General features: G+C 58.6%; 9 protein-coding genes and 2 rRNA genes. 6 read left to right on the top strand and 5 right to left on the bottom strand.

The genetic code is table 11. From position 1 onward, the window contains the following. Nucleotides 1–35 precede the first annotated feature (35 nt). Nucleotides 36–374 carry a hypothetical protein gene (locus tag FIV38_RS06050; protein ID WP_029300706.1) on the top strand — a complete coding sequence of 113 codons (339 nt, stop codon included), beginning with the start codon at nucleotides 36–38 and terminating at the stop codon, nucleotides 372–374. A gap of 14 nt (nucleotides 375–388) precedes the next feature. On the opposite strand, the gene lapD is transcribed toward FIV38_RS06050, so the two are convergent. Together lapD and lapG are read right to left on the bottom strand one after the other, a co-directional pair. Then, nucleotides 389–2,335 carry a cyclic di-GMP receptor LapD gene (gene lapD, locus FIV38_RS06045; protein ID WP_092232567.1) on the bottom strand — a complete coding sequence of 649 codons (1,947 nt, stop codon included), beginning with the start codon at nucleotides 2,333–2,335 and terminating at the stop codon, nucleotides 389–391. A gap of 14 nt (nucleotides 2,336–2,349) precedes the next feature. Next, the gene (lapG, locus tag FIV38_RS06040) at nucleotides 2,350–3,042 is read right to left on the bottom strand and encodes a cysteine protease LapG (protein WP_029300701.1); all 693 of its coding nucleotides are present in this window, start codon (nucleotides 3,040–3,042) and stop codon (nucleotides 2,350–2,352) included. A gap of 277 nt (nucleotides 3,043–3,319) precedes the next feature. Between lapG and FIV38_RS06035 the strand changes: the two genes are divergently transcribed. From FIV38_RS06035 to FIV38_RS06015, 5 genes are all read left to right on the top strand, one after another. Then, nucleotides 3,320–4,027, top strand: a complete 708-nt coding sequence (locus FIV38_RS06035; RefSeq protein WP_029300699.1) for a GntR family transcriptional regulator — start codon at nucleotides 3,320–3,322, stop codon at nucleotides 4,025–4,027. Nucleotides 4,028–4,568: 541 nt separating this feature from the next. Next, nucleotides 4,569–5,339 carry a DUF3050 domain-containing protein gene (locus FIV38_RS06030; RefSeq protein WP_092232562.1) on the top strand — a complete coding sequence of 257 codons (771 nt, stop codon included), beginning with the start codon at nucleotides 4,569–4,571 and terminating at the stop codon, nucleotides 5,337–5,339. Then, nucleotides 5,336–6,280: a diiron oxygenase gene (locus FIV38_RS06025; protein WP_092232559.1), complete on the top strand. Its 945-nt coding sequence runs from the start codon at nucleotides 5,336–5,338 to the stop codon at nucleotides 6,278–6,280. The genes FIV38_RS06030 and FIV38_RS06025 overlap by 4 nt, the downstream gene beginning before the upstream one ends. Next, a complete protein-coding gene (locus tag FIV38_RS06020; RefSeq protein ID WP_092232556.1) occupies nucleotides 6,277–9,666 on the top strand; it encodes an amino acid adenylation domain-containing protein in 3,390 nt (1,129 codons plus the stop codon). The genes FIV38_RS06025 and FIV38_RS06020 overlap by 4 nt, the downstream gene beginning before the upstream one ends. Nucleotides 9,667–9,688: 22 nt before the next feature. Beyond that, nucleotides 9,689–10,150, top strand: coding sequence for an SRPBCC family protein (locus FIV38_RS06015; RefSeq protein WP_092232553.1), 462 nt, complete (start codon nucleotides 9,689–9,691; stop codon nucleotides 10,148–10,150). Between the two features lie 51 nt (nucleotides 10,151–10,201). On the opposite strand, the gene FIV38_RS06010 is transcribed toward FIV38_RS06015, so the two are convergent. The 3 genes from FIV38_RS06010 to rrf (FIV38_RS06000) form a co-directional block, all read right to left on the bottom strand. Further along, nucleotides 10,202–12,082: a methyl-accepting chemotaxis protein gene (locus FIV38_RS06010; RefSeq protein ID WP_092232550.1), complete on the bottom strand. Its 1,881-nt coding sequence runs from the start codon at nucleotides 12,080–12,082 to the stop codon at nucleotides 10,202–10,204. A gap of 261 nt (nucleotides 12,083–12,343) precedes the next feature. Beyond that, nucleotides 12,344–12,459: ribosomal RNA gene (gene rrf, locus FIV38_RS06005) — 5S ribosomal RNA — on the bottom strand. Nucleotides 12,460–12,567: 108 nt separating this feature from the next. After that, a 5S ribosomal RNA gene (gene rrf, locus FIV38_RS06000) occupies nucleotides 12,568–12,683 on the bottom strand. Nucleotides 12,684–12,888 lie beyond the last annotated feature (205 nt).

Genomic DNA, 12,888 nt, shown 5'->3' with positions numbered 1-12,888 from the left:
AGGCTGTCGTCAGTTCTTCTCATGAGGGATGTTCAATGTTCTACGTGCAACGTGATGCACAGGGTGAGCTGATTCGCGCCGAAGCGGTTGCCTTCGCCGAATCGACGGGCACCCTGCCCGCGGATCATCATGAGATCCAGGCCTGGTTTGCCAATGAAGAAGCGGAGCTGAGCCTCAAGCAGCTCAAGCACAGTGACTCGGAGATGATCCGGGTGCTGGAAGACTTGATTCAGGTGCTGATCCAGAAAGGCGTAATCAACCTGACGGACCTGCCGGTCGCCGCGCAAGCCAAGCTCAAGGACCGCAGCAACGCCCGGGAATCACTGGGTGGCCTGAGCCACCTGATCAATGATGATGAGACCGGCCTGATCTGAGGCCGGCCACGGCCTCAGCGCCAGGGCGCCGGCTCACCAAACAGCTGGCCCTGCACGCCAAAAATCCCCATTTCACGAATTACCTGCAACTCACCCTCGGTTTCGACCCGCTCGGCAATCAGCGGCAAGTCGATGCTGTGGGCTGCGCGCTGGATGGCTTCGATGAACAGGCGCTTGTCGCTTTCCTGGTCGATGTCGCGGATGTAGCTGCCATCGATCTTCAAGTAGGCCAGGCCCAGGCGCGCCAGGTTGCCGATCATGCTGAAGCGCCCGCCAAAGCGTTGCAGGCTGAGGGAAAAGTTCAGCTCCCGCAGGCGGTGGGTCAACTGCTCCAGCACCGCCTGTTCGGGCAGTTGCTCTTCACCGATTTCCAGGGTCAGGCGCGGGCCCAGGTTGGCATGTTGGCGTAGCAGGTCGAAGATTCGGTTCAGGGCTTGCGGGTCTGCCAGGGTCGCCGCAGACAGGTTCAGGGCCAGCGAGTGCTCATGGCTGGCCATTTGTTTGAGTACCAGCTCCAACATCACCCGGTCCAGGCGCGCCGACCAGCCAAACCGCTCAAGCCAAGGCAGGAAACGGCCGGCCGGGATCGTGTGGCCATGACCGTCGACCAAGCGCGAGAGCACTTTGTAATGCAGGACCAGTTGCGGATCCTGGCTGGCCACCACCGGTTGGAAGTACAACTCGAAGCGGTGTTGGGTCAGCGCCCGGTCCAGCAGTGTGTGCCAGGCATGATGGTCGTCGCCGACGCTGGCAGCTGCGCTGTGGTCCAGGCACACCCAACTGACATCGCCCTGGGTTTCGGCCTGGGCCAGCGCCTGGTCGGCCAGGGTCAACAGGGCTTGTGGCGAATCACCATGATTGAACGGCGCCAGGCCGATACAGGCAACCGGCGAAACGTCACTGGCGCCGGTGGCTTGCAGGCTTTGCAGGGTGCTTTCCAGGTTCTGCGCCAGCTGCAACGCCTCTTCACGCATCAGCCCCGGCGCCAGCACGGCAAACTCGCCACCGCGGATACGGGTGACCAGGTTGTGGGTTTCCGGATACGGCTCGCACTGGCGCAGCAACTGTTCACCGACCGCCTGCAGCAGTTGGTCGGTGCGTTGGCCGCCGAGGCGCTGGTTGAGGCCGGCCAGGTCCTTGACCCGCAACACCAGCAGGTAGCCTGAGCTGGTTTCTTCGGGGTTGCTGACCCGCGCATTGAGTTGCATCTCGAAGTAACGGCGGTTGGCCAGGCCGGTGAGGTTGTCTTGATAGGACTCCACCCGCAGTTTTTCGCTACGCTCGGCCTGTTCCTGGAACAGGGCCTTGAGCTTTTCCACCATCTGGTTCATCGCCTGCACCACGCGGCGCAGTTCCGGGGTGCGCGGCAGATCCGGCAGGCTCAGGAATTCGCGGCGGGCAATGGCGTGGGACTGTTTGACCATGTAGTCCAAAGGTTTGAGTTGCCGGCGCAGCAACAGCGCGCCCAGCACCGCACTCACCGCGCCGCACAGCAATAACCAGCCGAGGCTGCCCAGGGCGCTCTGCCACAGCTTGGCCAGGGCGAACATCGGATGGCTGACCACCTCGACCCGCGCCGCCTGCTCCCAGCCACGGCTGACCAGGGCGTCACCACCGGCCGGTTCCAGGCCGATCAGCTTGACGAACCAGTTGGGCACGCCGTTGTTGTCGGGGATGCCACTGCGTTCGACGATGACCTGGTCGTTGGTCACATCGATCACCCGGATGCTGGCGTAATAACCACTATCGAAAATCGAGCTGACCAGCAGCTCGACCATCGCCGGGTCGTCGATATTGGGTGTCAGGGACAGCGCCAGGGCGGTCGCCGCGTCCTGCGCGTGGGAGCGCAGTTGGTTCACGTACTGGGTACGCGAGCTTTCCAGGCTGACCATGAAGCTGCCGCTGAAGGCGACCACCAGGAACAGACAGATAGCGATCAACAGCTGTTTGAACAGTGACATCTGAACAGTTACTCCTAGTTGGCCGGCTCGGCTGGGAAGCCTTCCGCACGCATTTTTTTCAACACATCCTGCCAGCGCGACAGGCGTTTGGTGTCGCCGACCTTTTTGTTGCCCTTGGCGCCCGGCAGGTACAAGCCCTCGGCGTTGAAGGAGTAGACCGGCAGCAAGTCGGTCCGTTGGCTGGCAGGCTGGATTTCATCGATCAGGCTGTCGAGTACCAGGGGCATGGCCTCTGGCGTCGAATAATAGGTCAAGACCATATGGGCGCGATTCTGCCGCAATGCCTTGACGTAGGTAATGCGCAATTTGTCGCTGGAGACGCCCAGGTGACGCAGGCTGAAATACTTGGCGATGGCATAGTCTTCACAATCACCGGCGCCTTTCCACAGGGCTTCGATGGGCGTTTCCCAATAATCGACCTGGTTCCACAAGTCGATATCTTCGACATAGCGCACGCGCTTGTTGAAGAACAGGTTGACCACCTTGAGCTGCTCTGCCTCGCTGCCTTGTTTTTGCGTGGCCAGCAGTTGCTGCCAGTCATCAATACGCTGCTGACCCGCACCCAACGGCCCGTAGAGCGCGGTGGCGCGCCGGCTGATCTGGGAGAAATCCCAATCGGCATGCAGCCCGCCAGGCAATAAGCCAGCCAGCAGCAGCGCTGAAAACAGCCAGCACAGAAACCGCGAGGGAGTAAAACGTGCCGCCAATGGTTTCAGTCCGTAGAAAGAGACGCAGAATCAATCGATGGTGAAGGGTCGGTCGGCAAAAAACAATGGCACTGTGCAATCACTCAGTCCCCATTACGCTAAAGCAACCGCGCCTTGTAAGACGCCGGCAAGCCATAATGTGCGATGAAAAACCGCGCTGTTGAGTCGCTTACAAAGGGAAACCTTGCCTGTTTGACAAGCTTGCATGCAATCTCTAGTGTTCTTTGGATCCAATTAGCCAAAACCCATTCCAACAAGAAAGGAGGATAGCGTAGTCGTGACGCACAAGCCGAACCCTTTGAGCAGCATCAAGATCAGTGGGCCCATTCCTGCTCACCTCGCTCGCTCCGTTATTGAAGAAACACTGCGCAACGCCATACTGGATGGCCGTCTGCCCTGCGGCACCGCCATGCGCCAGCAAGAGCTGGCCAGCCTGTTCGGGGTCAGCCGGATGCCGGTGCGCGAAGCCCTGCGCCAACTGGAGGCACAGTCGCTGTTGCATGTTGTGACCCATAAAGGTGCCGTGGTCGCCCCGCTGATTGAAGATAACTCGGCGGAGACTTACGCCCTGCGTATTCTCCTGGAATCGGAGGCGCTGCGCTTATCGATCCCGTTGCTCAGGCAAAGCGATATCGAGCAGGCCGACGCCTTGATCGACGCCCTTGAGCGCGAAACCGACTACAGCGAAATCGGCCGGCTTAATCGCCTGTTCCATATGGCGCTGTACGGCAAGGCCCCCAACCAGCGGCTGTTGAACCTGGTGGAGCATGGGCTGAACGAGGAGGAACGCTTCCTGCGGTTCAACCTTGAAGCCATGGGCCTGGGCGAAACCTCCCAGGAAGACCACCGTGAACTGCTGAACCTGGTTGCCCAGAAAAAGGTCGAGCAGAGCGTGCTTACCCTGCGTAATCACCTGATGCGCGGGATGGAAGTGATCACTCATTACCTGAACAGCCTTGAACAGGGCGATAAAGAGCAGCGCTGATTGCTCCCGACTTTGGCCGCCCAGTGCGCGACCTGGATCGCCAGGCGCCGCACACGTCCAAAGCCGGCCTCTGCTGCTGTCGCTCTTTGGACCGTTGCGGTAACAAACTCGACATTGACCGCCATGACACTTCCGGCATTGCAAATGCAATAGCGGAGTAAGTGCCAGTCATTCAGCTCAACAATTTAAACTTGCAAACAACAAGGAAAGTTCCCACATCGAATATAAAGTTCGACTACGAAACACCCCTTCCCGCAAAAAAACCTTATATAACTTAGTAAGTATTTGAACACTTAACCAAGTGATTACTCTTTAATTGGACTTGGCGCTGCAGTCGAATGCACTGCCATGGGTTTGGGCATGGCTGTGGACGGCGTTCAACCCAATAAGACTAAGTAGCTTTGTCACTATTTGTTGCTTGCCGGGCATCCAAGCCAGCCGGGACATCTCCGTGACGGCGCGACTAAAACCAACCCCAACACACTTGGTTCTAAACAACCCTTTTAATCTGAGTCGGCATAACGACTTATAGGCATTAACCATGTTTCAACTTCAAGAACTACTCAATCATAAAAAGCTGCAACTACAAGAACATCCCATTTTCCTGGAAATCAATTCTTTCGCACAGCTGCAACATTTCATGCAAAACCATGTTTTCGCCGTCTGGGATTTCATGACGCTGACCAAACGCCTGCAACAGGAACTGACCTGCATGCGCCTGCCCTGGCTGCCCCCAACAGACCCGCAGGCCGCGCGACTGATCAACGAAATTGTGCTGGATGAGGAATCCGACCGCCAGCTGGGCGACGGGTACGCCAGTCACTTCGAACTGTATCTGGAGGCCATGCGCGAGGTAGGCGCCAGTACCGCCACCATTGAACGCTTCATCGCGTTGCAGCGCGCGGGTGCAAGCGTCGATAGCGCCCTGGCACAGATCACGATTGATCCTGCAGTAGAGCGTTTCGTCCGGCACACCCTGGACGTTGCCTTGAACGCCCCGGCCCATTGTGTAGCCGCTACCTTCCTGCATGGCCGCGAAAGTGTCATCCCGACGATGTTCAAACGCCTTCTGGAAGGCTGCAATGTCGCCCATCGGCAAGCCCCCAGCTTGTGCTACTACCTCCAGCGGCATATCGAGCTGGACGCCCAGGATCATCAGCCGGCTGCAGAGCAACTGCTACGGCGCCTGGTCCAGGCAGACCCGCTGCACGAACAACAGGCCTGGCATGCCGCTCTGAGCGCCGTGGAGCATCGCATTGCCTTGTGGGACGGCCTGCGCCAACACGCAGCAAGCCAGGAGGTGAGCCTGTGAACGCACACTACCGCTCGTTTGCCAGCGACTGGGAGCATCAGGCGACCGTCCGTACTCGCCCGCGACGCGTGCTGGAAGAAGACGACAAGTTGATCTATCCGCTGTGTCGCCAACCGTTGGTGCTCAGTGCGGGGTTTGTTGAGCACTGCCCACAGTGGCGCGACTTTGTCCTGGTGCAGACGTTCTACAAATTCATCAATGACGTGGTGATCTTTGAAACAGAGATTGTCGATAAAACCGCACGCAACATCGCCAAGAACCGCTTTTCAATCCCCTTCCCTGCGGCCTGCCGCTACGACGCCATGACGGTGGTGGTCGATGAGGACTACCACGCGCTCGTCGCCCTGGACTTCATGCAGCAAACCCTGGAGCAAACCGGTATCGCGCCACTGGAGCTGCCCGCAGCCATCGAATTGAGCCGCGCCATACCCATCGCACAGACACAGACGCCGACACATCTACACGATGCCGTAGAACTGATTTGCGTGGCGATTGCCGAGAATACGGTGACCCATGACGTGGCGGCGTTTGCCAAGGATGACAGCGTCAAACAATCGGTCAGGGGGTTGATGGCCGACCACCTGGCTGACGAGGGTCGCCATGCCATCTTCTGGGCCAGCCTGGTCAGGCACTACTGGCAAACGGCGAGCGATGAAGACCGCTACGGTATCGCCCAGGTCCTGCCGGTGTTCCTGCAACACTATTTGACCAATGAGCTGCAAAGGGACTTCGATCAGCTCTTGATCGAGCATCTGGATATCAGCGCCGATGCCCGTCAAGTCCTGCAGGCGCAGGTAAGTGCCCTGACCTTTCCCATCACGCGTCAGCACCCGCTGATCAGCAACATCATGGGTTTGCTGCGCCGCAGCGGGCTGCTGCAAACACCTTGTGTCGCCCAAGCGCTAAGCGCCTATCTGCCCGTACCCGGGAGCCCATCATGAGACGCCTCGGGATTCGGTTGCTCGGCACCAGTGCGGCCTTGGATGAGCTGAGGCAGGCGCTGGCACCCTATGGCCATGAACTCGCCGCACAGGCGCCGGCTATTGACCTGCTGATTGAAGACGGCAGCCAGCCAGTCGTGCAGGACTTAGCCAGCGTGGCCGTGATGAGCCTGCGACTGTCCATCGGCGCCATGAGTGAGTGGGGGCTGCCGGTCCTGCAAATACGTTGCTATGACCGCCTCCAGCAATTACTGGCCGTGCTGGACATTGCTCCGCCCTCCTGCGGCAACGGCCAACAGTTGCGACGCCAGGCAATCGCACGCCTGATCGAGTGGGTCGCGCTGCAGGTCAGCGGCTTCTCGCGCAACCCTGGGCACTTCATACAGCGCGCAAGCGCTTCCCCGGTTCCAGAGCAAAGCCTCCAGGGCCTGGAACGGCTGGCCTACCTGCATCGTTTCAACCGAACCGATGATCCGGGGCTGATGCAAAAAGCCCGGACACCACTGATCAAGCAACTGGAGCATGGCTTACGGGCCTTTGCCGACAGGCCAGCCCTGGAGATCGCCGGCCTCACCCTGAGTTATCGCCAATTGTTGCGACACAGCCTGGCCATCCAGCAGGTTTTGCAGCCGCTGCTCGGGCCTGGGCAGGCGCCCGTGGTCGGCATTTGCCTGGACAAGTCGGTTGGGTTGTACGCCAGCATTCTAGCGACCCTCGGTTGCGGCGCGGTGTATCTGCCGCTGGAACCGGGCCACCCGCTGCCGCGTCAACAAGCCATGCTGGAGAATGCCGGGGCCGTCGTGCTACTCGATGATGGCCAGCATCCCTTGCGCAGGCATTTCATGGCTGTGGATGTCAGCCGCATCGACAGCCAGCACATGGACGACAGAGCGCCCTTGGCACTTACCTCCCCCACGGCTGATAGCGCCAGCATGGTGCTTTACACCTCGGGCACCAGCGGCCAACCCAAGGGGGTCTTGCTCAGCCAGCAGAATCTGGCCCATTTCTCTGGGTGGTACAGCCAGTATGTTGAGCTCACTGAGCACAGCCGCGTCCTGCAGTTTTCGTCCCTGAGCTTTGACTCGTCACTGGTGGACCTGTTTGCGGCCCTGTGCCAAGGCGCGACCCTGATCGTGCCCAGTGAAGAACAGCGTCGCGACCCTCACCAATTGGTTGAGTTGATCCAGCAACAACGCGTGTCACACGCCTTCCTGCCGCCAGCCCTGTTGAGCGTGCTGCCACTGGATCGCCCGCTGGGCCTGGAGCACCTGCTGACCGGCGGTGACATCTGCGAGCCCCATGTCATCGCGCAGATGGCCGGGCAATGCGTCCTGCATAACCTGTATGGCCCTACAGAGGCGACGGTGCTGGTCAGTCGCCGTCGAATGCAGGCTGATGACAGCAATCTGAACCTCGGCACGCCCATCGCCAACAGCCAGGTGCTGATCCTCGACGAGCAGCGTCGGCCAGTCGAAGACCAGGTGGTGGGCGAACTGTACATTGTCGGCCCCGGGGTGAGCCTTGGTTACGTGAACCAGCCACAACAGACCGCCGAGTGCTTTGTGCGCCTTGTGCTGCCTGGCGGCCAGACCTTGCGCGCCTACCGCACGGGCGACATGGCGAAATGGACGGCAGAGGGCATCGAACTGGTCGGGCGCCGGGACCTGCAGGTGAAGATCCGTGGTTTTCGGGTCGAGCCCCAGGAGATTGAGCAGTGCTTGCGTGCCAGCCAGCTTTTTCGCCAGGTTGCGGTGGTGATTGACCGTGATCGACGAATTCTCGCGTTCGTGGCGCACGCAGATCCCAGTGACTCAGGTACGGCCCTGGGCGCGTTAAAACAACATGCCGGGCAACGGCTGCCGGACTATATGCAGCCAACCGTGTGTACAGAGTTGCCGAGCCTGCCTTATGGCAGCAATGGCAAGGTCGATCGCCAGGCCTTGCTGGCGCTGGCGGTTCAAACTGTCTCGCAGCCTCCTCAGCGCCGCCCCCAAACACCGGTGGAAGGTCAATTGCTGGACCTGTGGAGTGAGCTGCTGGGATTACCGGCCGACGAGATATCGACTGACGATAGTTTTTTTCATCTCGGCGGCCACTCCATCCTGCTATCAACCATGCTCCTGCGCATTCGTGAGTTGTACGGGCGCAGCCTGCCTCTCAATCGGTTTATCGAGGCGCCCACGGTGCAGACGCTCGCGGCGCTGATGGGTGACAGTGCACCAGGTGCCGCTCCCACCGAACGGGCGATCAGCGATGCGCTGCGCACGCTGGATCTGGCGCTGTTACCAGCAGAGCGTGCCGGTGATCGTCAGAAGGCTATCGTGACCGGCGCCAATAGTTTCCTGGGTATACATATCGTCGAGGCCTTGCTGATGGCCGGAGCGACCGAAGTCGCCTGCCTGGTGCGGGAACACCCAGGGCAATCGGCAACTGCACGCTTTGCCGAAGCCTTGCGTGAGTACCGCCTGGAACACCTGGACCTGAGCCGGGTGCGTGTATACACCACCGACCTGCGCCAACCGCGCATGGGGCTAGAGGCGCAGGTCTATGAGTACCTCGCCCGCCATTACGGGGTGCTGGTACACAGCGCTGCCCACGTCAATCACGTCATGGACTACGCGTCACTGGCCAAGGACAACGTGGAACCGGTGCTTGAATGCCTGCGCCTGTGCGAAACCCACTGTAAGAAAGTGCTCAACTTCGTGTCCACGTTATCTGCGTCAAGCAGCGTCGGGGCCGATGGGCAGGTGCTTGAAGCGCCTGCGGCAAGTACGCCACCGCTCTACATCAAGAACGGCTACAACCTGTCCAAATGGGTCGCTGAACGTCTGTTGGGGCGTGCCGCCGTACAAGGTGCCTGGGTCAATATCTACCGCCCCGGGAACATCAGTTTCAATAGCCGCAATGGCGTCTGCCAACCCCACAAGAACCGCCTGTTGCTGATGCTCAAGGGATCGCTGCAGTTGGGCCGGGTGCCGCGCCTGGGATTGAACTTCGACCTGATGCCGGTGGATTTCCTGGCACGTTTCATCGCCTTCCACAGCGGCAATTATGTTGCCCAGCGCAGCGTCTTCAACCTGCACAACCCGCAACCCTTGAAGTGGGAAACCTATGTCGAGTCGTTTCGCCAGGCAGGGCATGCGTTCGAGTTGGTGAGCGTAGCGGATTGGCAACACCATCTGCGCGAAGTGGATCGCGAGAATGCCCTTTTCGGTGTACTGGGGTTCTACCTCAATGGGCTGGGAGAAGACACGGGCGACATCTCCATGATCCGCCATGAGAACGCACGCCATGGTGTTGAACAGATGGGCGCGCAGTACCCCGAAAAAGAACCTGCGCTGTTACGCAGAGGGTGCCAGTACCTCAATGCCATTGGCTTTCTGTGAGCCTCGCCATCAGGAAAAACTTATGAGACAGCTGCAACCCGATACGTTGATTAAAAACCCCCAGGGCAAGCCTCTGGTGTCATCTGTGGTGATTGCCTGCAATGCTTCCAAGCTGTGGAAGGTCGTGGGGCGCTTTGAGGGGTTTGACGCGTTCATTCCTGCCCTGGCACGCATCACGATGACGGGCAGCGGCGTGGGATCGCTACGCAAGAAACACTTCCACGATGGCAATATCGCCGTGGAACAGCTCAATTGCCGCGATGAGCTGGCGATGCATATGACCTGGACGACAATCTATAACACCTTGGGCGTGGCCCGACTGTGGGCGGCAATGAGTGTTGAGTCGCTTGGGGAGAACCTGGCGCGGGCGACCTGGACCATTATCGCCGAGCCTGTCACTGCCGGTGATAACGAGGGCTTCGAACAGTTCATCCAGGATTTCGCCGACCGCGCACTGGATAACGTTTGCCATTTGCTTGGTTAAAAAAAATGGCGCAGTGCACTGCTGCACTACGCCATGTTTATCGTGAGGTGATCAGATCTTGAAACTGTCGACCAACTGCTTCAAGCGATTGGCTTGTTGTGACAGCGCGTCGCAGTCCTTCAAGGTCTCGTTGAGGTTGGCCACGCCTTGCTGGTTAAGCAGGTTGATCTGGTTGATATCGACATTGAGCGTCTCCACCACGGCGGTCTGTTCCTCAGTGGCTGCCGCCACCGACTGGTTCATGCCATCGATCTCGACGATCCGCTGAGTCACACTGATCAAGCGTTCACCCGCCTGGTTGGCGACCTCGACGCTTTCTTCACTGGAGACCTGGCTGGCGTTCATCGTGGTGACCGCTTCGCGAGAGCCGATCTGCAATGAGGTGATCATCTTGTGGATCTCCTCCGCCGACTCCTGGGTACGGTGAGCCAGGTTGCGTACTTCGTCGGCCACCACGGCAAACCCACGGCCGGCTTCACCGGCACGGGCAGCTTCAATGGCAGCGTTGAGCGCCAGCAGGTTGGTTTGCTGCGAGATGCCTTTGATGACATCGAGAATATGCCCGATGTTATCGGTGCTGGCATTCAGGGTTTCAATCTGCGTACAGGACAAGCTGATCTTCTGCGACAACTCGGACATCGCCAGGATGGTTTTCTCTACGACCTGGCGACCGTCATCGGCTTGCTCGCTGGCGCCGCTGGCATGTTGCGAGGCGTCAGCGGCGTTACGGGCGATTTCCTGAGTGGCGGCACCCAGTTCGTTAATCGCAGCGGCGACGCTGTTGGTGCGGGCGCTCTGCTCGTCGGAGCCGATAATCGAGGCGTTGGACGATGCCATCACGCGCTGGGACAGATCGTGCACATGTCTTGTCGCGGAAGACACTTCGCTGATCGAGGCGTGGATACGCTCGACAAACTGGTTGAAGGCGCCACCCAGCTCGCCGAACTCGTTCTTGCTTTCTACGACCAGGCGACGAGTCAGGTCGCCCTCGCCCTGGGCAATGTCTTGCATCGCACGGCCCATGGTTGTCAGTGGGCGCATCAGTACCTGAATCAACAGGCTCAGCAATACCGCAATCGCGGTGACGGCAATGAACATCGCGATCAAGGCGGAGGTGCGGAATTTGCTCAACGGGGCGTAGGCTTTGTCTTTGTCGATCGACAGGCCTATGTACCAATCTGCGCCCGGCAAGCCGCTGATCGGGGTGAAGGACAGGATACGGTCCTGACCATTGAGGATCACATCCTGGTTAACCTTCTCAATACGGACGCTGCTGCCTGGGTAGATGTCCTTGAGGTTTTTCATCACCTGTTCCTGGTCAGGGCTGACGATCACCTGCCCGTCGCCACTAACCAGGAATGCATGACCAATACCGCCGAAGTCGACCGAGTTGATGATCTTCACCAGGGTTTGCAGGCTCAAATCCCCCCCTACGACACCAAGCAGCTCACCATTCTTCTTGACCGGCATCGCGATGGTGACGATCAAGCCACCGACAGCGGCCATATAAGGCGGCGTCAGCATGGGTTTATCAGCCATGACCGCTTGCTTGTACCAGGGGCGCTGACGTGGATCGTAGCCATCTGGCATTTTCGCGTCAGGGCGCTGGGTGAAGACGCCGTTGGTTGAACCGACATACGTGAACTGGAAGTTCGAGGTGAGTGCCGGTTGATCAACCAAGCCAGGAAGGTCGGCATTGCTACCTTGGTGAGCAACGTTCTGCGCAAGATTTTCCAGGACCAGCACCCGACCACCGAGCCAGTTCTGCACGCTGCTGGCGGTCAGGTCACCCGACTGCTGGATGGATGATTCCAGGTTTTGCCTGATGGTATTGCGCTGCAGGTAGTCGTTGTACAACGTGAACAGCGCGAAGGCCAGAACCACGACGCCTGACGCTGCCAACAGAATTTTATGACTGAACTTGAGATTCATTTCATCGACTTCTTTTTGCCAAAAGGGGGTGAGCGTGCCGAATGCAACATTCCATGTACGGTATAGGCGAACTCTACGACCGCTCTATTTCGGTGCACGCATGGCTCATCAGGCTTTCGGCCAAGACTGGATAAATCTTAGGAATTTGTGGGATAGATCTTCTTTTTAAGTAGGAAACCGACAGGCGGTCTGGATAGGGCGCTCAGCCCTAAAACGACAAAACCCCCGCCTGCGTTAGCAGACGGGGGCTTCGGAATTTGATCTTGACGATGACCTACTCTCACATGGGGAAACCCCACACTACCATCGGCGATGCATCGTTTCACTGCTGAGTTCGGGATGGGATCAGGTGGTTCCAATGCTCTATGGTCGTCAAGAAATTCTGTGTACCGGACCGTTGCTTTCGCATCGTGCCGATGAAATTCATGAGCTTCTACATAAAACAAAACCCCAACTGCTTTCGCAACTGGGGTTTCGGAATTTAATCTTGACGATGACCTACTCTCACATGGGGAAACCCCACACTACCATCGGCGATGCATCGTTTCACTGCTGAGTTCGGGATGGGATCAGGTGGTTCCAATGCTCTATGGTCGTCAAGAAATTCGGGTACTGAGTCGTGGCCAGTTGGCCTCGCTTCAGCAAATTGGGTATGTAATAGAATTCGGTGTTTTGCAAGATCGAACTTTCGGTTCGTTTCGTCTTCACACACCGCAATCTGGCCTTTCGACGCAAATTGCTTGGGTGTTATATGGTCAAGCCTCACGGGCAATTAGTATTGGTTAGCTCAACGCCTCACAGCGCTT

Source organism: Pseudomonas proteolytica (genome assembly GCF_007858275.1).
Classification (GTDB): domain Bacteria; phylum Pseudomonadota; class Gammaproteobacteria; order Pseudomonadales; family Pseudomonadaceae; genus Aquipseudomonas; species Aquipseudomonas proteolytica.
Note: the sequence above shows the minus strand (reverse complement) of the source record. Positions and strands in the feature narration are given on the sequence as shown.